The organism is Iodobacter sp., from assembly GCF_025352645.1.
Classification (GTDB): domain Bacteria; phylum Pseudomonadota; class Gammaproteobacteria; order Burkholderiales; family Chitinibacteraceae; genus Iodobacter.
This window is the reverse complement of the sequence record NZ_JANXSO010000140.1, coordinates 1-22,604: the sequence shown is the minus strand read 5'-3', so window position 1 is coordinate 22,604 and position 22,604 is coordinate 1. Positions and strand designations below refer to the sequence as shown.

The 22,604-nt window shown below is 47.4% G+C and carries 21 protein-coding genes and 1 pseudogene; 10 read left to right on the top strand and 12 right to left on the bottom strand.

The genetic code is table 11. From position 1 onward, the window contains the following. Positions 1–169 precede the first annotated feature (169 nt). The 3 genes and pseudogenes from Q0R17_RS16095 (at position 170) to Q0R17_RS16085 (ending at position 1,752) form a co-directional block, all read left to right on the top strand. Positions 170–991 carry a DUF6058 family natural product biosynthesis protein gene (locus tag Q0R17_RS16095; protein WP_293936703.1) on the top strand — a complete coding sequence of 274 codons (822 nt, stop codon included), beginning with the start codon at positions 170–172 and terminating at the stop codon, positions 989–991. A gap of 24 nt (positions 992–1,015) precedes the next feature. Then, positions 1,016–1,348, top strand: a pseudogene (locus Q0R17_RS16090) (GNAT family N-acetyltransferase); the annotation flags it as partial. Continuing rightward, complete coding sequence (locus tag Q0R17_RS16085; protein WP_293936700.1) at positions 1,345–1,752, top strand: DUF3224 domain-containing protein; 408 nt, start codon at positions 1,345–1,347, stop codon at positions 1,750–1,752. The pseudogene Q0R17_RS16090 and the gene Q0R17_RS16085, both read left to right, overlap by 4 nt. 66 nt (positions 1,753–1,818) lie before the next feature. On the opposite strand, the gene rpoS is transcribed toward Q0R17_RS16085, so the two are convergent. The 12 genes from rpoS to Q0R17_RS16025 all read right to left on the bottom strand — a co-directional run bounded on the left by rpoS (position 1,819) and on the right by Q0R17_RS16025 (position 14,332). Continuing rightward, the gene (gene rpoS, locus Q0R17_RS16080; RefSeq protein ID WP_293936697.1) at positions 1,819–2,784 is read right to left on the bottom strand and encodes an RNA polymerase sigma factor RpoS; all 966 of its coding nucleotides are present in this window, start codon (positions 2,782–2,784) and stop codon (positions 1,819–1,821) included. Next, positions 2,781–3,614 (bottom strand): peptidoglycan DD-metalloendopeptidase family protein, encoded by an 834-nt coding sequence (locus Q0R17_RS16075; RefSeq protein ID WP_293936694.1) that lies wholly within the window; start codon positions 3,612–3,614, stop codon positions 2,781–2,783. The genes rpoS and Q0R17_RS16075 overlap by 4 nt, the downstream gene beginning before the upstream one ends. 167 nt (positions 3,615–3,781) lie before the next feature. Then, entirely contained in the window at positions 3,782–4,411 is a 630-nt protein-coding gene (locus Q0R17_RS16070; protein WP_374759880.1) for a protein-L-isoaspartate(D-aspartate) O-methyltransferase, read from the bottom strand. Between the two features lie 26 nt (positions 4,412–4,437). Beyond that, positions 4,438–5,181 carry a 5'/3'-nucleotidase SurE gene (gene surE, locus Q0R17_RS16065; RefSeq protein WP_293936688.1) on the bottom strand — a complete coding sequence of 248 codons (744 nt, stop codon included), beginning with the start codon at positions 5,179–5,181 and terminating at the stop codon, positions 4,438–4,440. Between the two features lie 63 nt (positions 5,182–5,244). Beyond that, entirely contained in the window at positions 5,245–6,120 is an 876-nt protein-coding gene (locus tag Q0R17_RS16060; RefSeq protein WP_293936686.1) for a DMT family transporter, read from the bottom strand. Between the two features lie 70 nt (positions 6,121–6,190). After that, the gene (locus Q0R17_RS16055; RefSeq protein WP_293936683.1) at positions 6,191–7,807 is read right to left on the bottom strand and encodes a methyl-accepting chemotaxis protein; all 1,617 of its coding nucleotides are present in this window, start codon (positions 7,805–7,807) and stop codon (positions 6,191–6,193) included. 177 nt (positions 7,808–7,984) lie between these two features. Continuing rightward, positions 7,985–8,713 (bottom strand): LytTR family DNA-binding domain-containing protein, encoded by a 729-nt coding sequence (locus tag Q0R17_RS16050; protein ID WP_293936679.1) that lies wholly within the window; start codon positions 8,711–8,713, stop codon positions 7,985–7,987. Positions 8,714–8,725: 12 nt separating this feature from the next. Further along, complete coding sequence (locus tag Q0R17_RS16045) at positions 8,726–9,796, bottom strand: sensor histidine kinase (RefSeq protein WP_293936677.1); 1,071 nt, start codon at positions 9,794–9,796, stop codon at positions 8,726–8,728. A 146-nt stretch (positions 9,797–9,942) separates the two neighbouring features. Continuing rightward, positions 9,943–11,145, bottom strand: coding sequence for a hypothetical protein (locus Q0R17_RS16040; RefSeq protein WP_293936675.1), 1,203 nt, complete (start codon positions 11,143–11,145; stop codon positions 9,943–9,945). A gap of 3 nt (positions 11,146–11,148) precedes the next feature. Further along, complete coding sequence (locus Q0R17_RS16035; protein WP_293936672.1) at positions 11,149–11,910, bottom strand: outer membrane lipoprotein-sorting protein; 762 nt, start codon at positions 11,908–11,910, stop codon at positions 11,149–11,151. Between the two features lie 326 nt (positions 11,911–12,236). Then, complete coding sequence (locus Q0R17_RS16030) at positions 12,237–13,613, bottom strand: ABC transporter permease (protein WP_293936670.1); 1,377 nt, start codon at positions 13,611–13,613, stop codon at positions 12,237–12,239. After that, complete coding sequence (locus Q0R17_RS16025; RefSeq protein ID WP_293936668.1) at positions 13,610–14,332, bottom strand: ABC transporter ATP-binding protein; 723 nt, start codon at positions 14,330–14,332, stop codon at positions 13,610–13,612. Before Q0R17_RS16025 ends, Q0R17_RS16030 begins: the two co-directional genes overlap by 4 nt. A 398-nt stretch (positions 14,333–14,730) precedes the next feature. On the opposite strand from Q0R17_RS16025, the gene Q0R17_RS16020 reads away from it, so the two are divergent. The 7 genes from Q0R17_RS16020 to Q0R17_RS15990 all read left to right on the top strand — a co-directional run. After that, positions 14,731–15,483: a flagellar brake protein gene (locus tag Q0R17_RS16020; RefSeq protein ID WP_293936664.1), complete on the top strand. Its 753-nt coding sequence runs from the start codon at positions 14,731–14,733 to the stop codon at positions 15,481–15,483. A 49-nt stretch (positions 15,484–15,532) separates the two neighbouring features. Continuing rightward, on the top strand, positions 15,533–16,045 hold the full coding sequence (locus Q0R17_RS16015; RefSeq protein ID WP_293936661.1) for a GNAT family N-acetyltransferase: 513 nt from the start codon (positions 15,533–15,535) through the stop codon (positions 16,043–16,045). Positions 16,046–16,257: 212 nt separating this feature from the next. Further along, positions 16,258–17,727, top strand: a complete 1,470-nt coding sequence (gene trpE / locus Q0R17_RS16010; protein WP_293936658.1) for an anthranilate synthase component I — start codon at positions 16,258–16,260, stop codon at positions 17,725–17,727. A 170-nt stretch (positions 17,728–17,897) separates the two neighbouring features. Continuing rightward, positions 17,898–18,407, top strand: a complete 510-nt coding sequence (gene sodC / locus Q0R17_RS16005) for a superoxide dismutase [Cu-Zn] SodC (protein WP_293936655.1) — start codon at positions 17,898–17,900, stop codon at positions 18,405–18,407. 375 nt (positions 18,408–18,782) lie between these two features. Beyond that, positions 18,783–18,980 carry a hypothetical protein gene (locus Q0R17_RS16000; RefSeq protein ID WP_293936653.1) on the top strand — a complete coding sequence of 66 codons (198 nt, stop codon included), beginning with the start codon at positions 18,783–18,785 and terminating at the stop codon, positions 18,978–18,980. Between the two features lie 597 nt (positions 18,981–19,577). Beyond that, positions 19,578–20,714 (top strand): tyrosine-type recombinase/integrase, encoded by a 1,137-nt coding sequence (locus tag Q0R17_RS15995; protein WP_293936651.1) that lies wholly within the window; start codon positions 19,578–19,580, stop codon positions 20,712–20,714. A 357-nt stretch (positions 20,715–21,071) separates the two neighbouring features. Next, on the top strand, positions 21,072–22,604 hold a 1,533-nt coding region (locus tag Q0R17_RS15990; RefSeq protein ID WP_293936649.1), incomplete at its 3' end, for a type VI secretion system Vgr family protein.

Genomic DNA, 22,604 nt, shown 5'->3' with positions numbered 1-22,604 from the left:
AGGGGGCCTCGAAAAACCTATATTTCTAAATAAGACAAGGCGCGTATTATGACGAAAGATGGGTTTTTCGAGGTTCCCTAAAGTAAAACGTTACAATCCCTTAGGTATACCTACAACACAACATAATCTAAATATTAAGCCCTCAAAAATAACTTACGCCAAGATAAATATGCCTTTAGACCAATACTTGAGTCAGCATTATTTAAACGCGGAGCAATTCGCTGCTGCCTGTACGATTTCTGCCACCCAGCTTAAGCAGCTTATTCAGCACCAGCTAATCCCTGCAGCGGCTTACAGCGTCACAGCGGATTCCACCTTAAAATCTTACGTCTTTGGTGAAATAGCTGCGCCCCATGCAAAAGTGGGGCAATACTTTCATCCTGCCAATAAAGTTTGGGTAATGTTGGCCCAAAAGCATATTCAAGACGTTGACCTCAACGCCGCCTGTGCTGTCATTTATGCAGACTTTAAACAACACTTGCAGGCGGCTCTTGCAGAATTAAATACAACAACTTGGCGCTTAAAAGACAGCTTTAATGACGATGGCTCAATCATTAGCACAGGCTTAGCCATAAGGACAGACTTGATATGGCAACATTTTCTACACGGCACCTTTGGCCTGTGCGTTGCCCAGCCTGATTCTGAAGCCGCCATTGCAAGCAAAGAAATCCTGCAAGAAAAACTCAGCGCTTTAAGCCAACAGGGCAAAAAAAGCAGCTTTAGCACTGCAGAGGCACAGGAGCTGCTAGCGCTAATCGACGCTCTTTCCCTCGCTTCCATGCCTTTTTCCCCACTAGAATACCCGCTGAGCAGCCGCAAGCGGCTTATCGATGATCTGCGCCAGCGCATTCTCAGCCAACACCCCGATTTGGGCAGCGAGGCTGGCTTGACTATCCGCAGCATGCACCTTGCAGATGCCAGCGCCGTATCGCAGCTGCTGCCCGATCTGGGCTACTCCGGCAACCCAAGCGACATCGCCAAGCGGTTTTAATACCTCGCAGCAAGCCCAGAGCATGATGTTTTTTTGGCATTTAAAAGCGAGCAATTGCTCGGCCTATGTCACGTACAGGGTGTGCACCTGATCGCCAGCGATGGTTATGCCGAAATCAGCGCCTTAGTCGTCAGTCATGCGCATCACCGTCAGGGTATTGGTCAAGCCCTTGTTGCCTACGCAAAAAACTGGGCGGCAGAGAAAGGCTACCCGCGCCTGCGCTTGCGATCCGGCCTACATCGCAAACACGCCCATCTTTTTTATCAAGCTATCGGGTTTACTCAGCAACGTGCCAGCTACGCTTTTGAAGTCAACATTCCCGCCCCCACCGTTTTAAGCTCAGGAGAAACAGCATGACCACAAGCATCGTCTGCCAAACTAGCGTTCAAACTTGGTCCGAAATCCCTTTCCATGAAATGAGCGAAGCAGGCAAGCTAAGCCGTGCCAGTATTGTAAACACACTTAGCGGGGACATCGAAGGTGAAGGGGTGTTGGAATACCTGCTGGCTTACCCAAAAATTGCAGGTGGTGACGTAATTTTTACGGGCATGGAACGTATCGTTGCCAAGATGGCCGCACGCGATGGCAGCTTTGTGCTTCGCCACGAAGGCGTATTCTCTGCTAGCGCAGGAGTCAGCGGCAGCTTAACAATTATTGAGGGAAGTGGATCAGGCATTTCACTGGCATCCGTGGCCAAGGCCAGATCAGCGCCAAGAAGGGTGAACACGGTGCTGAATATAACTTGGTTTTGGAAACGATAGTTTGATTTTATAAAATCCAAAAAAAACGACCATGGATCTCAAGGTCGTTGTTTGGATTCTTCTCGGTCAGAGTAAGACATCGCTGGTTACGCCATACCGGCGTAAGATACGGCGTAATTGCTCAAGGGCCTCAATTTGAATTTGCCTCACCCGCTCTCGGGTTAAATTCAAATTGGCAGCTAAATCTTCTAAAGTACAGACTTCATATCCATTGAGGCCATAGCGGCGCTCAATCACAATGCGTTGCTTTTCATTTAATTGCTTTAGCCATTCCCGCACATAGCGCTCTACTTCGGCATTTTGCAAAATGGCTTCTGGGCCATCGTGCTGATCATCTGGAATAGATTCGCCAATGGTTAGCATAGGGTCAATATCTAGAGGGGCATCTAAGGATGCGACTCTTTCATTCAAACTCATGACCCTACGCACATCTTCTACTGATTTGCCAACCAAATGCGCAATATCTTCAATGACCGGCTCATGCCCTAATTGCGCTTCTAAATGCCTTTGAGCGCGCAAATAGACATTTAATTCTTTAATCACATGCACGGGTAAACGAATGGTGCGCGATTGATTCATAATTGCGCGCTCTACACTTTGCCTAATCCACCATGTGGCATAGGTAGAAAAACGAAACCCTCGCTCGGGGTCGAATTTTTCTAATGCGTGCATTAAACCAATATTGCCTTCTTCAATTAAATCAAGAAGAGTCATCCCGCGATTAATATAATGCTTAGCGATATTAACGACCAAGCGCAAATTGTGCTCAATCATTTTTTGCCGAGCTTGAAAATCCCCTTGAACAACCTTACGAGACAAAGCGCGCTCTTCATCAGGGGTAAGCAACTTACTTTGGCCAATTTCATTTAGATAAATCTGCGTTACGTCGCCTGTGCTTTCGTGGACATGAGCCTCGGCTTCCTCAGCAGCAGGCTCGACATCCGTTTCCGCACCTTCTTCCTGTTCGGCCTTCTCGAGATCTTCACCTTCCTCGAGCAATTCCTCTTCCAGAATATCAAGCTGATCGTTCATGTTTTTTCCGCTTGGATGTATTTTGCAGGGTCTACCGGCTTCCCAAATCTGCGCATTTCAAAGTGCAGTTTGACCTGTTCACTATCGCTATTGCCCATCTCAGCAATTTTATCTCCCCTTTTTACCTCATCTCCTTCCTTAACTAAAAGTTTACTATTGTTTGCATATGCTGTCAGGAATTCTTGATTATGCTTAAGGATAATCATCTTTCCATAGCCGCGTAAGCCAGCTCCGGCGTAAACAACCTTACCCTTAGCTGATGCAACTACAGACTGGCCCATTTTTCCTGATATATCAATACCACGATTTTCGTCCGAGAAGCCCTTCACCGCTCGTCCAACGGTCGGCCAAGCCCATTCTGTGGCCTTTTCATCCTTCATATTTTGCGTAGAAGAGGCATTTATATTGGGTTTATCTGTGGTTTTTACCGCAGATGCAACCCGCACTTCAGAGGCAGAATGTGCAGCGACAGACGGTAGCTTGGTGGGTTCTGTCTGTAATTTTAAAGCAACAACAGGACCTTCTGATAAAGCAGCAACTGCACTGGCAGATTGCACACCATAAGGTGTTTTCATAGCTTTAGGGTAGTTTTTTGTTTCAGATTTGATCTCGACTCTAGGTGCTTCATCGCTCTTTAAGGGGCGAATTTCTACGCCACCCTCAGGTGCTGTAAGCCGCAAAGTTTGATCAATTTTAATGCCATTTACATCCGTCAAATTATTCCATGCAGCCAGATCGCGATACGCCAAGCCATGGTCAAGTGCCACACGATAAAGCGTGTCACCTTTCTTAACCACATAAGTAGCTGGGCGTGTATCACCACTAAGCACAGGGCTAGCCACAGCAGGCACAACCCGCGGAGCAGGGGTGGCAACAGCGCTGCGATCAACAATCGGCGCAGGCGGTGTAGGTTGGCTGGCGCAAGCACCAAGCACTAATACTAAAGGGGCACACAGACCTTGCCAGTTCACAGAAAAATCTCCTTACTCAAAACGATTTACACGGTACCCGGCAATAGCGGCACAAAATTTACTTTTTCTAGGCGGGTTTCTACAAATCCTTCGCTGGTTCGCTCTATCTGACGCAATTCTTGCTCAGCCTCACCAACAGGAAAAATCAAACGGCCACCCAGTTTAAGCTGAGGAAGCATATCCTCTGGCAAGATAGGGGCTGCTGCCGTAATAATAATCACATCAAAGGGAGCTGCCTCAGGCAAACCCTTACTACCATCTGCATGTCGTAAGCGTGCATTATGCACGCCTAACACGCTTAATCGCTCACGGGCAGCCTTATGTAAGCCACCAATACGCTCAATGGAATATACCGTTTTAAACAGCAAAGCCAATACGGTAGTTTGATAGCCACAACCAGTGCCAATTTCCAACACTTTTTCATGCTGAGCCGCAGCCATTGCCAGCTCGGTCATACGCGCCACAATATAAGGCTGTGAAATGGTTTGCCCAAAACCAATGGGTAAAGACAAGTCATCGTAAGCTTTATGCGCCAAAGCCTCGTCTATAAAACCATGGCGCGGCACTTCTGCCATAGCAGCTAAAACTGCAGAATGGGTTATCCCCTGCGCTTTTAAGCGCTCAACCAACCGTGCTCGAGTACGAGCAGAGGTCATACCAACGCCGCCCAAAGCGGCAATATTCAATCGGATAGCCATGCGGAGACAAGATCAAGTTGTGTTTTAGCGGTTAGATCAACCGACAAAGGGGTTACAGATACATAGCCGTGGGCTACCGCATGAAAATCCGTGCCTTCCCCTGCATGAGAGACCTCACCCACAGGCCCCACCCACCAGATAGTTTCCCCGCGCGGATTTTTGGATTGAATCACGCCTGACGATTTATGTCGACGCCCCAAGCGAGTCATTTGTACGCCTTTTAATTCAGCATAGGGAATATCCGGCACATTGACATTTAATAACACTGGCGCGGCAAAAGGCGATTGAATAAATCTTTGCACTAAGTCTCGGGCTACTTTTGCCGCCGTTGCAAAATGCTGCGGATTTCTAGAAGCCAAAGAGATCGCCATGGCAGGCACGCCAAGTAAATGCCCCTCAGTAGCGGCGGCCACGGTACCAGAGTAGATGGTGTCATCCCCCATATTTGCACCATGATTAATCCCCGCCACCACCATATCCGGCAACGTATCCATCAAGCCGGTTGCGGCTAAGTGCACGCAATCCGTTGGCGTGCCATTCACATACCAAAAGCCGCTAGGCGCTTTGCGTACGCTTAAAGGACGATCCAAAGTCAGCGAATTACTCGCGCCACTGCGATCGCGCTCTGGTGCACAAACAATCACCTCACCCTCTTCGCGTAAAGCATCTGCCAAAGCTAAAATGCCTGGCGCAAAATAACCATCGTCATTCGATAGCAAAAACCGCATTGAATTCTCCTTAAGCGCGCTATTTTTAAGCATTTATTTTAAAATAACAATATTACTTACAGCTTATTGCTTTTTTATTCCTCGCACACTCGATAATATGCCACAACCGGCAATTAATGACATAGCAATAAAACTTGACGCGCTCAATTTTTCATCCCAAAGGAATACAGCAAACAAAGTTGCAAATAGCACGGTCAAATAAGCCAAGCTAGCAACGGCCAGTGTTTTGCCACGGCTATACGCTCTAGTCATCGATAATTGTGCAATTGTTGCAGAAACCCCTAAGCCAAATACAATCCAAAGATTACTTTGATTCAATGCAGTTAAGCGTTGGCTTTGCAATAACATCAACATACCGGCCCCGAGCGAGGAAAAAAAAGAAAAATAAAACACAGTACGCCATTCAGGCTCACCCGCCTGCCCTAATTTATTCACATTAATATAGGCAATACTGGCTAAAAACCCCGCGCATAAACCAATTAAGCCTGCCATCCATAAGCTACTTTCAAAAGTAGGTTTAAGCAAAATGAGTACGCCTACAAATCCCAATAAAATGGTAATGACTTGTCTACGCTGCGGCTTATGCTTTAAAAAGAAAACCATTAATAAGGTTAAAAACAAGGGAGAGGTATAGCTGAGTGTGACTGCCGTAGAGAGTGGCAAATGGGCAATAGCATAAAAATAAAGTAATAAAGAAACAAAGCCAGACACACTGCGTGATAGATGCAATTTAAACATCGGCCCGCTTACTTTAAATGATTTCCCCTGCGGCAGCACTACCATTGATATTGCAACAAAACCCGCTACACAGCGGTAAAAAACCAGCTCTGATGCAGAAAACTGCGCGCTCCCTAATTTAACGAAAACACCCATAATGGCAAAACAAAAACACGCAACAATCATCCAAAAAGAGCTTGATTGCCTAAGTCGCTGCAACATCGCTAACCCTTATTAAAAATGAGACAAGCCCCCACGTGGTAGGGGCTTGTCTTGAACACAGCTTAAATCATTAAGCAAGACGATAACTTGAAATTGCTTTTTGCACCGATTCAATTAATTTTTGTAGTTGATCTGCAGACACTTCCGACTGCACTGCGGCATCACTGGTTTGCTCCGACATATGCGCAATTTTCTCTACCTGCTGCGCCATTGCCGTGCTGGCGCTGCTCTGCTCAAGCAGCGCTTCAGAAATATCCACCACATAGCTTACTACAACATCAGAGGCCGCCTTAATATTAGCAATCGCCGTACCTGCGCCACGCGCATGGGTAACGCCTTCTTCTACTCGCTGCACCACCTGCCGCATCCGCGCCACAGCACGATCCGAGCCTTCTTGAATAGAGCTAACGGTATTGGCAATTTCTTGAGTTGATTTACCCGTGCGCTCGGCTAGTTTTCTGACCTCATCGGCCACAACGGCAAAACCACGGCCTAATTCACCCGCCCTAGCCGCTTCAATCGCGGCATTTAAAGCAAGTAAATTGGTTTGATCGGCAATTTCTTTAATCTCATTCACTACAATTCGAATTTGATTACTCTTAAATTGTAAATCACTCATTTCAGTTGAAGCTTCACGTACCGTGCCGGCAATACTATCAATTTCTGTAACCGTTGCATTAATTACGCGTTCACCATCGCTGGCTAATTGCCCAGAATTTTGCGTATGAATTTTAGTGTCCCGAGCACGCTCGGCTACATGATTAATACTTACGGTGACTTCTTCAACAGTAGCGGCCATATGAGCGGCTGATTCGCTGGATACAACAGAAATTTTTGTTAGCTGACGGGTATTCAGCGACATTTCTACCGCTGCACCCGACATTTGCTGAAGGGATTGCTCAATATTAATAAAACTCTTTTGCACCGCATCAAGAATATGATTGACGGCTTTTACTAACTGACCAATTTCATCATTGCTATGCACAGGAATACGGCGGGTAAAATCGAGCTTTTCTTCAATATGGGATAAAGAAGCTAAACTATCGAGTAAAGGTTTACGTATCGCGCGATAAATTAATAGCCCAATAAAAGAAACCAATACCACACCAAAGCCAGAAATAGCCAAAAACAATAATCTAGATTTTGAATTGGCCGTTTCAGCATCAACAATCAATTCTTTGGCATGGTCTTCATTAAATTTAACCAAGCCATTTACCGGCTGTATCACTGCGGTAAATTTTGCGAAACCTGTTTCATTAGCCAATTCAAATGCACGGGTAAAATCTCTATCATCCGAAAGCTTAATTGCCTCCATAAATAGCTTATCGTAATCATTATATGCAGATTGTAATTGCTTATAGAGCGCTGCGTCTGCCTGCCCTTCCACAAACTGCCCATAGATGTTGATATTTTTTACTAGCAAATCACGATTAAAACTTACGAACTTAGCAATGGCTTCTTTTTCTTGATCTTTAGAAGATAGAATATGCACAAACAGAACAATACGGTTTTGATTTAAATCATTGGCTATTTTATTTGCCAATAAAGCACTCTGCATTGAATGTTCAGAAATATACTTTAAACGGTCTGCCTGATCATTTAATTTTGACACCCCCAACATCATCACCGATAGCAATGAAAGTAGGGCAACTACAATCAATGCGATTAATCGTTGTGAAATATTCATTACTAAACCCCTAAAGCAACACAATTGGTCATCAAATTTCGGCCTATAATTGTATGCTAGAACGCTGCAGTTGGGTAAATAAGAATAGACTGTTAAACCAACCTTAATCAACAAAACGCAAATCAGTGATTGCTTGCGCTGTTCGCTGTGCTGGTTTTTGTATGGAGCAAAAGAGGTTTACATTTGCCGAAACTGCGCGGCAAAACTCCGGCTTAAAGGCAGGCTATGCGAACTATTTTTAAGCTCTATTTTTTGCCGGCCCAATAAATCGCGCTCAATTCGCGCGACCACATGCAAATTAACGATGTAGGCGCGATGTACTTGGGCAAAACTTTTAGGATTCAGCTGAGGCAATAACTCTTTTAAAGACGTGCGAATTAAATGGCGCTCGTGAACAGTAACCACCTCGGTATATTTATCCGCCGATTGAAAAAACAACACCTCATCCACCGCAACCAAGCGCGTGACATCACCCAGACCAACCGTTAGCCAGGCCAAGCCAAGCGGCTCTTTTTGCAAGCTAGAGATCAAGGCCCCAAAATCAACACTGGGCCTATTTTCACGCTGTAGCCGCCCCACACATTGCGCCAACCTTTCGTCACTGACTGGCTTGAGCAAATAATCAAGCGCCGCATTTTCAAAAGCAGAAATTGCATATTCATCAAAAGCAGTTACAAACACCACACGTGCATGATGCAAAGTACTGGCAACCTGTAAGCCACTTAATCCAGGCATACGAATATCCAAAAACACAAAATCGGGCTGTTTACGATTGATCTCTGCTACCGCCTCTAAACCATTTTTCACCACCGCAACAATTTTTAATTCAGGCCAAAGCGCCTGTAGGCGCTCTGCAAGACTAGCGGCAAGCAGCGGCTCATCGTCAGCAATTAAGGCTGTAGGCATGGGTTATATCCATTAATCGTTTAGTCGATTCAAGGGCAAGACAATTTCAGAGATTACACCAGATGGCAGATTTGGGTAAAGCGCCAGCCGACCTTCCCCCCCATAGAGATTTTCTAAACGCTTACGCACATTTGGCAGGCCCACCCCATCGCCGCTTTCTTGAATTGCCCCAGCATCCAAACCAAGCCCAGTATCATAAACACGTAAGCGTAGTAATTGCTCAACCATATCCACCACAATACGCACCTCACCTCCTTCAACGGCAGGTTCAATGCCGTGCTCTAAAGCATTTTCTACCAAGGGCTGTAACAGTAGCGGAGGCAATAGCGCGGCGTGTAAATCAGCGGGCACATCTATTTGATAGCGTAAGCGGCTGCCTAATCTAATTTGTGAAATCGCCAGCAAAGCCGTCACCAAATCTAGCTCTTCGGCCAAAGTAACCTGCCGCTTACGAGTGCGGCTTAAGCTTGCGCGCAAATAATTATTTAAATGATCTAACATGGCCTGCGCCAAGGGCGCATCACGGGTAATAAGGCTGCGTACATTCGCCAGCGTATTAAATAAAAAATGCGGCTCAATTTGTGCTTGTAATAAGGCCAATTGCGCAGCCAGCTCTGATTGCTTGGCCTCTGCCGATTGCTGCTGCTCTATGGCTAATTGTGCTCGATACGTTTGCGCTCGATAGAAAACAATAAAAAACCCAGTGGCGGATGTCGTCAACAAAATAGCGGTGGCTATCCCGCGCCATTGTTGGCTTGGGTTCACCCAAAAGTAAACAAGTAAATCAGGTGCGCCGAGCCAATTTGCTATTTTAAATCCCAATAACACACCAAAGGGAATCACCAGAATAAAGCGCCAAGGGCGCAATTTGCTTGGCGCTACAATGGGATCGGAAGTATGACAAAATATCAGGGTATTAAGCAGTGAAATACTGAAGCCAATTGAATGGGAAATCAGTAAATTATCCAATAAATAACGAATATCGCTAACTAAGGTACACAAACCCGCAATCAGCGTATTTACCAACAGTAAAACCGGCAAATCACGCCGCCATCTCTCTAGTAAAATTTTAATATCAAGCATTTACTTCCTCACAAACCAAAGCAATCTATTTCATCCACATAACACACGAAGACCGTAAATTGTAGGGCGCTACTTGCTGCACCCAATATTGAGCAGGACGCAGCAGAATATTTTTTATAAAAAACCATCACCCTTTAATTAGCAACTCAAAAATAATACTTGGCTAATAACAGCCCTGATTGCCGCTGTGGCAAGGCTCCATACACGCTCAGCGCATCGCCGCGATTAATTTGCCATTGCACGGCTAAATCAAGGGCTTTGAAATGATAACGCGCTTCAAACCACGCCATATCGCTAGAATCGATTAAATCATGCCGCCACAGCGCCGCCAGCTCTAAAGAAGGCAGTAAATCGGGCCAACTGGCGTAGAGCATCGTCGCTTGTTGGGTATTTAACGCCTGCCTTGATTGCACATCGCTACGGTAACGCCAATAGTCAGATAACGGCCCTTGCTGCAAAGCTTGCCATTCTGCCGCGTTTTTAGCACCACCATCGTATTGATATTCCAAGCTTAGCGAAAGTTTATAGGCCGATGTCCAAGTAAAACCACTACTCATGCGGTAAGTCATGGCGGTCTCTTTGCCTGCAGTAAATTCTGAATACAGCACCGTTGCATCATTCAGTAAGCCTGATAGATTAAAGCCCAACTGCGGTTCGGTATCTGCTTCGCCAAATAGCAGCATTTGCCCAGCGAGAGAGGATGGCCCCTGTTGGCTCAGCGCCAGTAAATAGCGCGTTTGGGGATTGCTAGCGCCCCAATCTGGGCTAAAGGGTTCGTGGCTGGCTTGCTCGGCCAATTTGGGCGCTAAAATTGCCGTGATCGCCCCACCCGACCATAGTTTTTGCCCACGTAACATCACGGTGCCTTGGCGGTTTTCTCGTAAGCTAGCGGGGGCAACCGATACCACCGACCTTAAAGCACCATTACGGAAAAAATCACTCGGGTTATAGCCCTGCGCCACACCATAGCGGGTATTAATCCGGCCTAAATCCACAGCCCAATCAGGCTGCGGTTGCCAGCTGAGGAACGCTTCTTTTAGAGTGTTGATTTTGCTTACAGACCCCTGCCACCCTTGCCAAGCCAAATCTAAGCGATCAGCCAGCACCACTCGCCAGTCAGTGGCCAAGCTTTTATCTAAACGTAAATCAAACGAAAGGCGTTGTGTAGCCTGCTCGCCGCGGCCATTTTGCAAGCGCGCCTGCCCAAGAGCACCTTCAATAAACCAAGCCATATCGCTGGCTTTGACTTGCTCCTCTTGGGTTTGATCGGCCAGCGCTAGGGCATCCAAATCGTTAGCCAAGGCGGTGTGGCTAATTAGCGCCAAAAATAGCCAGTGTAGTTTCAACACGGCTTACTCCGGCTTAAAGCGGGGTAGATAGTCTTTTTGCAGCCAGCTTTCTGGTACATCGCGCCAAGCAAAATCGCTGTTTCTCATTACGGTGACCCAACTCGGGTCTAGGCCATCAATAATCACCGTTTCACTTGGGCGCTCTACCCCAAGCAGCATTTGGTAATGCCTAAAATAAGCCGTTTTTAGTAAGCGCCCGCTTTCGGTGTAAAACAAGGATTTGACGGGCTGCTTGCTGGCTGCATCCAGCCACATTTCAATACGATGATACGTCACATCTTCTGTGCTGGCTTTTAGCGCCAGCTTGTAGCAATGGCGGTTTTTGCGCTCCCCATCTTGGATATCTTCTTCTCCCGCCAGCTCTGCACGATAGTCTTGCGCCAGATTCACCGTGACGACATCGCCATTGGATGCCTGCCCCAACAGCCGCTGCTGTGGCGAAATCCGCACACTGGCCTTACTGGATGCGTCATAAAACCACAAATCATTGCCATCTTTAAGCAGCAATTTGCCGGCATCCCTGATCGGTGCCACAAAGCGGATCAGATTACGATAACGCCCGCCATCGGGCCGAGAATAAATTGCCAAAGTGTTCCTATCGGTTTCTTTACCCTTACGGTATTCAATCAAGTTGGTAGTCAGCCCAAACGATTTACTCGGATTACGAATAGCATCGCTAGCGGCCAATAAAGCTTGCGCATCCAGCGCAGCAAAGCTGGCCGAATGCCAAACCATAGCTAAGGCAAGGACAAATATTTTTTTCATCTCAAAACTCCACGTGTTTTGGCTGATATTTTGTAGGACACAATTCGTCCACGAAAAACACTAAATACACGAAACAAGCCCATCAGATGAGCATGATCTCACTCTGTTTTTTTAATTGAGAGGGCCGCTGACTAAATCGAATCAGGGCATTCTTAGATTGTTTTTTTAAATCAATCAAAGGAGCCTGAATGCAGCATTTGTTCGTTTTTTTTGTGCTTTTAGTGGACTGCGCATTTTTTGATCTTGCCGCGTAACATCAATTAAGTAGGTTATTTTCGTGAATTTAGTATTGTTCATGACCCCATTTATCTAGCAACAAAACTCACTCAGGCATGCCGCAATGCTTCAACAATATTGAGCTTGGCCGCGCGACGGGCAGGCCACCATGAGGAGAGTAAGGCTACGCCCATCAGCCCAAGACCGGTGCTCAGCATCATTTGGCTTTCACCCCACACGCGTACCGTGAGCGGGATGGGATCGACATTACCAGGCGGGGTCCAAGTGAGGCCGCTGTGGTTCACGATCCACGCGATGCTTAAAGCACTGATTAAACCAATCACAGCCCCAATGACGCCTAATAAAGTGCCCTCGCAGACAAACAAACGCCTAATTCCAGATTGGCGTAAGCCGATGGCGCGCAGTGTGCCAATTTCCACCGTGCGTTCTACCACCGCCATACTCATGGTATTGCCAACGGTAAACAGCACGATCGAGCCGATTAGCAGCGAGATAAAGCCAAAGATCGCGCTTAACATGCCAGTAATTTGCTCGTATTGCGGGTTAAGCGTGGCAAAGTCGTGCACTTCTAGCTGCTGATTTTTTAATGGGCCAGCCATTAACTGCGCTAAGCGCGCCTTGGCAGCTGGCATTTGGCTGGTATGTTTCAGCTGCAGCACAATCGCGGTCACTTGCGGGGCAGCTGCGCCATACACCAAGCGCTGTGCTTGGGATAAATGCAGGGCGACAAACATATCATCCAGCTCTTTCACCCCCGTGCTTTCTGCCTTCACTACATTCAGTGCCGCCACATTGGGCGCGCCATGCGAATTGGCCGCCAGCATCTCGATTCGCCCCGTAGCTGGGGCCGCCGTTGCACCGGATAAAGCCAGCACATCGGCGGGTGCATCAGGGCCGGTTGATGCTTCTATGGAGGTGGCTTGTGGACAGTTTTTTACTTTAAGCACACCACATAAGGCCAAGACCCGCGCCACCCCCGTGCCAATCACGGCGGAATCGGGCGAGGTGCCGGTTAAGGCGGAAATTTTAGGCTTTACCGGAAACGCATAATCATTCCAGCGCCTCAGCACATTTTGGTCTTCTACTACCACTCCACGGCCAAATACGGTGCGGGATACACCGGCTGCAAAATTACCTGCAATACCACCCAAGCTTAAGGTTGGCGTAACTATGGTCAGCATTGGGGCCAGCACGGGGTCATTTTTTAAAGCCAGCACCAAGGCAGGGTAATCAGCAATCCCGTAAGCAGCAGGGTTGCCATTACCGTATAAAAAGTAATCTTTATGCTGAATCTGTAAATGCCCGCTGCTTTGCACAAAACCAGTTTGTAAGCCTAAATGAATATTCTGGCTATAGCCGCCAAATAGCAACACCGACACCACCCCCACCAACATGGCCAATAAAGTTGCCAAGGAGCGGCGATAATTTCGCAGCAAATTACGCAAGGCTAACGTCAGCATATTCATGCCATCACCTCTACTTTGCTAGGGGCACGATGCAGCTCACGACGTTCAATGCTCAAAATACGGCCATCCCGAATAAACACCGCATCGTCGGCCTCGGCCAATACTTGTGGATCATGCGAAGAAAACACAAAGCTCACCTGATGCTCGCGCTGCATATGACGCATCAGCGCCAAAATCCCCGCGCCAGTTTGGCTATCTAAATTAGCAGTTGGCTCGTCAGCCAAAACCAGCTTAGGCGCGGTGACCAAGGCACGGGCAATGGCCACTCGCTGCCTTTGCCCGCCGGATAATTGCCCAGGACGGTTTTTAGCCTTATCCGCCAAGCCCACCGCATCCAGCAGCTCCATCACACGCTTGTTCCTAATCGCACTTGATACATTAAGCATGCGTAAAGGCAGCTCAACGTTTTCAAAAGCGCTGAGCACCGGCAATAAATTAAAATTTTGAAAAATAAAACCTAGGTGTACCGCCCGAAAATCAGCCAAGGCATTATCAGATAATTGATCTAAATTTTGCCCTGCCACCAATACCTCACCCTTATCGGCTCGATCAATGCAGCCCATTAAATTAAGTAAGGTGCTCTTGCCGCTGCCTGATTGCCCAGCAATCACCGTAAAGCGGTTGGGATAAATTTCTAGATTAATGTCTTGTAAGGCTGGCACATCAACCGAGCCCAAGCGATAGTGCTTACTAACCTGTTTTAGTACGATCGGATACATTGAGGAGGCCTCAGCTAGGAGAATGCATCTAATGTATGCCGACTGATTGCTTTATTTATGCCAATGAGATGAGGCGCAGTTCCCCCCGATAAAACGCTACTCAGCGCGATAAAATGCAGCACACCATTTACCAAGCTAGGCAAAGCGCCGCAAACGCCGTTCCAACCACAATAAAATCCAGTTAGATCGCCATCCTATCAACATAAGGATATGTAAAATTTGTAGGGTGGGCGCATTTTTTGCCCACCCTACACAATGGTTTAAATCTTAAGTTGATAGGATTAAGTTAGATCAGCCCTAAAACTGCTAGTTGCAGCATTCGTTGCTATACAGAAACAGCGGCACCGAGCGCGGCAACGTCCTCGTTCTTCAAATCAAGCTTTTTGCAGGGGACGAGCATGAACTTTAAAACTTCACTTACTTTTCTGACTGAGCATGGCAATACGCTCAATGAGTTCCGCAAGACCACACGTAAGGAAGTTTTAAATTTATTACAACAATTGCAAAGGTTTAATGAGCCCATTACCGTATTTGCAAATGAAAATGAAGAACTATTAATCTGTTTATTATTAGAAATAAATGAAAAAGATAATGTTCTCTATTTAGAAAACACCCATCCAGAGATCCAAATCAATCCCAGCAGCAAAGCCATATGCGTTGCTGCGCTAGGTGGTGGGGCACTGATTCAATTTGTAGTCGAAGAATTAAACCATGCGTATAAAAATACTCGCCCAATATTGCAATCGCCTATTCCAGATTCCTTAATTAAGCTACAGCGCCGCGAACACTTTCGCTCTAAAGCCCCCATCATCAATCCCTATCTTTGCACCTTACAATTAGGGGGTAAGCAAATATTGCGCATGCCTATTTATGATCTTTCCATGGGAGGGCTATCTTGCTGGCTACCTGCTGACCAACGTGCGCTCATTCAGCTCAGTGAGCCTTACATAAGCACACTCGAACTTGGCTCTTATTGTATTAATAATGCGCAAATCAAAGTGTGCGGCCTACTACCAGCAGAGCAAGGCCGTCAGCACGCTGAAGATCTTCTCCTTAGTGGCCTCTTTGTGAACAAAGATCATCAGTTTGATGTTAAATTACAGGCAGCGACCAGACAGCTAGAGCTAGCACAACGCAGCCTGCAGCCGTAATTGTTGCTGCATATCTATTACAACAGCTTACGATCAGAAGCCTGCTTTTATGCAAATCACCCCAGCCAGCGATAACGATGCGCCTGCCATTGCTGCAATCCATATCCAAGCATGGCAAGCAGCATATATAGATATTGTTGCCGCCGATTACCTTGCCACACTCTGTATTGAGCAACGCACCGCTTCGTGGCGGCAAAAAATGGCCAGGGGAGCATCAACGATTCTGGTTGCAAAGCAAAACCATACCCTACTCGGCTGGATTAATTTTGCCCCATCGCGCGATCAAAACGCATCTGCCATAGATGCAGAAATTTGGGCGCTCTATGTGGCCAGTGAGCATTGGTCTAGCGGCGTGGGGCAAGCACTACTGTTACAAGCTAAGGCGGTTTTAGCAGAGAGTGGTTTTCAGGCTTGCAGCCTATGGGTGTTTCCACAAAATGATCGCGCAATTAAGTTTTATACTGCAGCCGGGTTTGTGCACGATGGTGCTGCCCCAAAAAGCTTTACACTTGGTAGCCAAGTGCTGCAAGAAATCCGCTATATCTGCCCCTTAATGACTTAAAAGACGGGCTGTAAGTAAAGTAAATTCAGTAATAATTTGACCATTTTACTTAAGATCGGCAAAAATTGAGACTAAGCCCTCCACAAAATAAGAAACAATATGGACTTCAGACCAAACAAGCCGCGATGGCGATGCTAAACACGCCCGATCAAACGCCATTTTGCTGATCTGCTTCGCCCCAAGTGGTAAAGAAGCCTGTTTGGAGTATTGCCATGCTGTCCAATATCGAATTTAACGCACTCAAAGATCAAGGCTATAACCGCATCCCGCTGACGCTAGAATTATTTGCCGATCTAGATACCCCACTTTCTGTCTATCTAAAACTTGCCAATCAGCCTTACAGCTATCTTTTAGAATCTGTAGTGGGGGGTGAGCGCTTTGGCCGCTATTCCTTTATTGGCCTACCTGCCCGCACCCGCCTCAAGGTAGTTGGCAACCTCACCGAAGTCATTTGCAATGATGAAGTGATCGAAACCCACCAAGGCAATCCGCTGGATTTTATTGAAAGCTTTCAGCAACGCTATCGCGCCCCCGCCAATAAAATGCTGCCACGCTTTTTGGGCGGCTTAGTTGGCTATTTTGGCTATGAAACCATCTGCTATATCGAGAAAAAACTGGCCAGCACCCACAAGCCAGATGAAATCGGTGCGCCCGATATCCAGCTACTGCTCTCTGAAGAGCTGATCGTAGTAGATAATCTATCCGGCAAGTTATATCTAGTGGTTTACGCCAATCCAGAACAAGACAACGCTTACCAAATCGCCGCTGATAGATTGCACACACTGCGTATGGCATTACGTGAGCCTGCCAAAATCCCACTCCAAGGCCCAGCACCTAGCGTTAGTGAGATGACCTCAGGCTTTGGTGAAGAAGCCTTTAAAGACGCGGTACTCAAGGCTAAAGATTACATTATCGACGGGGATATCATGCAGGTGGTGCTTTCACAGCGCATGAGCTTGCCTTACACAGAATCGCCCCTCTCGCTTTACCGCGCCCTGCGCTCCTTAAATCCTTCGCCTTATATGTTTTTCTACCATTTTGGTGATTTTCATATTGTGGGCGCATCGCCAGAAATCTTAGTGCGCCTTGAAGACGACACCCTCACCGTGCGCCCGATTGCGGGCACCCGCCCGCGCGGAAAAACTCGGCTTGAAGACGAGGCCTTAGCCGCCGAGCTATTAGCCGACCCTAAGGAAATTGCCGAGCACATTATGCTGATGGATTTAGGCCGCAACGATGCAGGCCGCGTGGCGCAAACCGGCAGCGTAAAAGTCACCGATAAAATGCTGATCGAGCGCTATTCACACGTGATGCATATTGTTTCTAGCGTTGAGGGCAAGCTCAAACCTGGCATGAGCAATATCGACGTACTCAAAGCCACCTTCCCTGCTGGCACGGTTTCTGGCGCACCCAAGGTGCGTGCCATGGAAATCATTGCCGAGCTCGAGCCAGTAAAGCGCGGTATTTACTCGGGCGCGGTGGGCTACCTAGGCTTTAACGGGGACATGGATGTGGCCATTGCCCTGCGCACCGCCGTGATTAAAAACAAAACCCTCTATATGCAAGCAGGCGCTGGCATCGTGGCCGATTCCGTACCCAGCAGCGAATGGCAAGAAACCTTAAACAAAGCCCGCGCCGTATTACGCGCAGCTGAATTAGTGCAAGCTGGCCTAGACGCCTAATTGCCTACTCGCGTCAGGGCTATAGATACGTCCTGACGCACCGCACACCCCTCCCATACCACTATTCCCATATCCCTGACACTCGCAATCGGTTCGAGCAACCTATACTTCTACGTGACCCCAAAGGCCCCCCTCGCATTAGCTCGCTATTCACCCCAAGGATATACGCCATGAAAATCATCTATTTATCATTTGTTATTGCCCTTAGCGCCTATGCCGACATCACCGTTCCTATGGATTTGGTCAGCGATAAAGGTAGCGTACAGTCTATTGGAAATGTCGTGATTTCAGAATCTGCCTACGGCCTTGTTTTTACCCCCAATATCGAAGGCTTACCCGCTGGCGCACATGGCTTTCATATGCATGAAAATGCCAGTTGCGCAGCAAAAGAGCAAAACGGGAAAATGGTTCCAGCCCTCGCGGCAGGTGGACATTACGACCCACGCGGCAGCAAACGCCACGGTTCACCTTGGGGTGATGGACATTTAGGTGATTTACCCGCGTTGATTATTGGAGCAGACGGCAAAACCAATCAGCCCGTACTAGCACCCCGCCTTAAAATAGCCGACCTAAAAGATCACACACTGATGATACATATGGGTGGCGACAACCACGCAGATCTCCCTGCAGCTTTAGGGGGCGGAGGCATGAGGGTGGCATGCGGGATTATTCCTAACTAAGTGTCACTTATTGATTGGGCCTGTTTTGTTGCAACAAACAACAGGCCATTACCACAGCGCAAAACAATAGCGACCTCTGTAAGCCAAATCCAATAATATTTTCCATATAGGCAAAAAATACACAAGCAACTAGCGGTGAGTGTCAGTAAAGGCCGGCTAAAATATTGTTATTTTCCCAACGAAACCTAGCTAACGCGCCACTTTTTGATAAAATTTATATTTCTATGTAGAAAAATCTTCTTACATAGTTTATGAATAAGTACGCTCATTGCTCACACAAACTTGCAAACGCATTCAAGTAGTAAGCAAGCTGATATGGGCTTATTTGAGACCAAAAGCACCATCTTGCACTTTTCTCACTAGGAGTTTCAATTTATGAAAAAGCTTATTATCGCCCTTGCTGCTGCATGTGTTGCCTTAACTTCTGTGGCTACGTTTGCTGAAGGTGTTATGAACAAAGATGGTATGACCCTGCAGAAAAAAGAAAACAAACATCACAAAGCAAGAAAAGACGCTAAAAAACATCAAGCTGAAATGAAAAAAGAAGCTCCGAAAGAAGAAATGGCGAAATAAACCAAGCTCTACGTTTCAAAAAAAGGCAAACACACTGTGTTTGCCTTTTTTATCACTATAAAAATCATCGTTTCTGCCTAGAGTACTTAGTTTCACGTCCCCCTATCCTTGATTTAATGCCTGCAATCTAGACTCTCCGCCGCCTATCCGTATAATGAACACTCATTAATCCAGCCCTAAAAGGTATGGAATGAGCCGCTTGTTTTTTCCTGCGTATTTTGCCCACCGCGCATGCCCCTTTTGCCGATGGCGTTGACCCTAGTCTCGCCTCATAAAATGCGCATCTCGGCGCAATACACTTAATAAATTCACAGGATAAAACCATGCTGCTTATGCTCGATAATTAGCATGCAGGTTTATCAGCACATAGTACCGTCCACAAAATCACCTCAAACCCTCATTTTTACTAGGTTCTTAACTAGCAGCATCCAGTCCCGTAGTGGTGCAGCCAAGTAAAAACAGGATAAGATGCCGGATAACGCACCCCCGCCCTGCCCTTATCCGGTACAGAAATGCCCTCCCTCACAGATACAAAAATCCGCAACACCAAGCCAGGCGAAAAAGCCATAAAACTAAGCGATGGGCTAGGCCTATACCTTGATATACGGCCAAAGCGGCTTAAAAGTCTGGCGCTATCGCTATTGGCTTACCCCTAAAAAAGACGGCATTTATACGATCGGTGAATATCCGCGCATAACACTTGCTGAGGCTCGGAAAATACGAGAATGGGCAAGGGAGCAAGTCAAGCAAGGCTTAAACCCAACCCATGCCAAAGATTTGGAGAAGCTAACCCAGCAAGAAGAAAACGCCGAAACTTTTGCTGTTATCAGCCAAGAATGGATAGAACACAATCGCAATAGCTGGTCGGCAGGATATCTAAAGCAAGCAGAAACCTACCTAAATAGGGATATCCTGCCGCAAATTGGTGCCATCCCAATCAGAAGCCTCAAAGCGGCCTACCTATTAAAACTTATCCGCGAAGTAGAAGAGCGTGGCGCTCCCTCTGTAGCGGCCCTGATTCACTTATGGGTCGGCCAGATTTGCCGGTACGCCATCGTTACGCAAAGAATTGAACACAACCCAGCAGCAGCGCTTAGTGGATCACTCAAACGCCAAACAGTACGGCACAACCCCCCGCTTTCTAAGAACGAAATCCCTGTGCTGCTAGCGGCTATGGCCAAATATGGTGGATACCGAGGCACTTTGATTGCCATGCGCTTAATGATGCTGACCTTTGTAAGAACCATTGAACTACGCAAAGCAGAGTGGGTAGAGTTTGATTTAACTACGGCACAATGGCGCATACCGGCCGCACGATTAAAGATGAAACATAAAATGAAAGTGGGCGAAGTCCATATCGTGCCCCTAGCAAAGCAGGCCATCGCATTACTTCGTGAGCTGCACACCCTATCTGGAGGCCAAGCATTCCTGTTCCCCAATATGCGCTCCGCCAACGCATGCATGACAGCAACCACAATCAACAAAGCATTAGAGCGTATGGGCTACGCAGGCCAATTTTCAGGCCATGGTTTCAGGTCTACGGCATCTACCCTACTTCATGAGCTAGGCTGGCGCTCTGAAGTGATTGAGAGGCAACTGGCACACGCAGAGCGAAACGAAGTAAAAGCCGCATATAACCACGCTGAATACATGCCAGAAAGAATACAAATGATGCAGGAATGGGCGAACTGGATTGATGCACTGCCACCAGTACCAAGCAGCAATCTAAAATAAAAGATCAGGCCAGCGTAAGCTGACCCCTTGCACCCCATGCGAGGAAATAGCACAACAAACCAATAAAATCAACAGCTTATCAATACTCACTTTTGCCCTTAACCCGCAATAAACCGCAACAATCTGCAACGGGTTTACGCAAAAATCCCGCTAAGAACAGATCTTATCAAGTAATCCCCCTTCCAAGATACATTCTACTTCATGACCACGTAGAGCCTGCATGAAGCAGGAGATAAGTAAAACAACTTACAAATTCTGATTTTGTGCATAATTACACAATATATTTTTTGCAAGCCTAGATCAGCAAGCATAAAGCCTCGTGTAATATAGAAATCCCCTGTAAGCCCTTGGTTTCTCATGACCCTTGATCTGCTTGCCTCTTTCGCCGCTGCTTTTAATCAAGATCAGCGCCTTATCTCTCTTCAGCTTGGCGATGGTGCAGCATGGGGCGAGCAGTTATTACCCCAGCGCGTAACAGGCAGCGAGGGGATAAATAAGGCTTATCGCTATCAGATTGAGTGCCTGTCCCCCATTGGCGATTTAGAACTTAAATCGCTGCTAGGCTTGCCGGTGGTTTTGGCGATAGCAGATGCCAATGGCGACGCGATTGAGCGTTGCGGGGTCATTAGCCAGGTACAGCTTTTAGGCTCAGATGGGGGCTTTGCAAAGTATGCACTGACGATAGAGCCGCCGTTTGCCTTGCTTAGATATCGCCGTACTTCTCGCGTTTTTCAGGATTTATCCGCCGTCGATATTGTGAAACAGGTACTAGCCGAACATCAGGCCAAGAATCCTGTATTTGCCTCAGTGCAAACGCTGGATTTCAAACTATCGGGCGAATACTCGCCCCGCTCTTATTGCTTACAGTACCGAGAGAACGATTACGCCTTTTTATGCCGCTTAATGAAAGAATGCGGCCTATCGTGGCGTTTTGAACATTTGGCAGGAGATTCCCCGCAAGTACAGCTCGTGGTTTTTGATGATGTTTTCTCCATCCCCGAAGCTTTGGAGCCGATCGCTCGCTTTCATCGCGCCGATGCCAGCGAAAAAAGTGACTCTCTTACCCAATGGCACAGCCAGCGGCAAATTGGCAGCAGCTCGGTTGCCCTTGCCAGCTATGACTACAAAGCCAGCAGTACCAGCCTCAGCTCAAGCGATAGCGCTATCGATCAGGGCGAAGGTGGGCAACAAATCCAAGCCAGCCTAGAATATTACGACCCGCAAACGCATTACTACGCCAGCGATTTAGACCAGCTCAGCAACGATGCCAAGCTGCGTCAGGATGCTTTAGATGGGCAAAAGAAATCTTTTTCTGGCTCCGGCACATTGCGCAGCTTGCAAGCGGGGCAATGGTTCCGCTTAGAAGATCACCCCGCGCACGAGTTGGATTCTGCCGAGCAGTGCGAATTTGCGATCACCGAGCTAAGGTTCACAGCAAATAATAATTTGCCGGTGGATTTAAGCCAGCAATTACAACTGATCGCCCCTAGCCTGCTTGCCACTTCGGCTAAAGATAACACGCCTTATCGAGCCGACTTTACCGCCCAAAGGCGTGGCCAGCCTGTACTTAGCCATCTTGCAGAACAAGAATTTACCAAGCCCACTAGCCCAGGCTTGCAAACCGCCACGGTGGTTGGCCCTGCCGGTGCAGAAGTCCATACTGACGAGCAAGGCCGCATAAAAATTCAGCTCCATTGGCAGCGTGCCGCAGAACATCCCGAGTTTGGTGCAAACCTTGATGACAAGTCGTCCTGCTGGATTCGTGTTGCCTACCCTTCAGCCGGTGCGGGCTGGGGCCATCAATTTATCCCGCGCATCGGGCAAGAAGTAACAATAAGCTTCCTAGAGAGCGATATCGATCGCCCCATCGTGACTGGCGTGATTTACAAC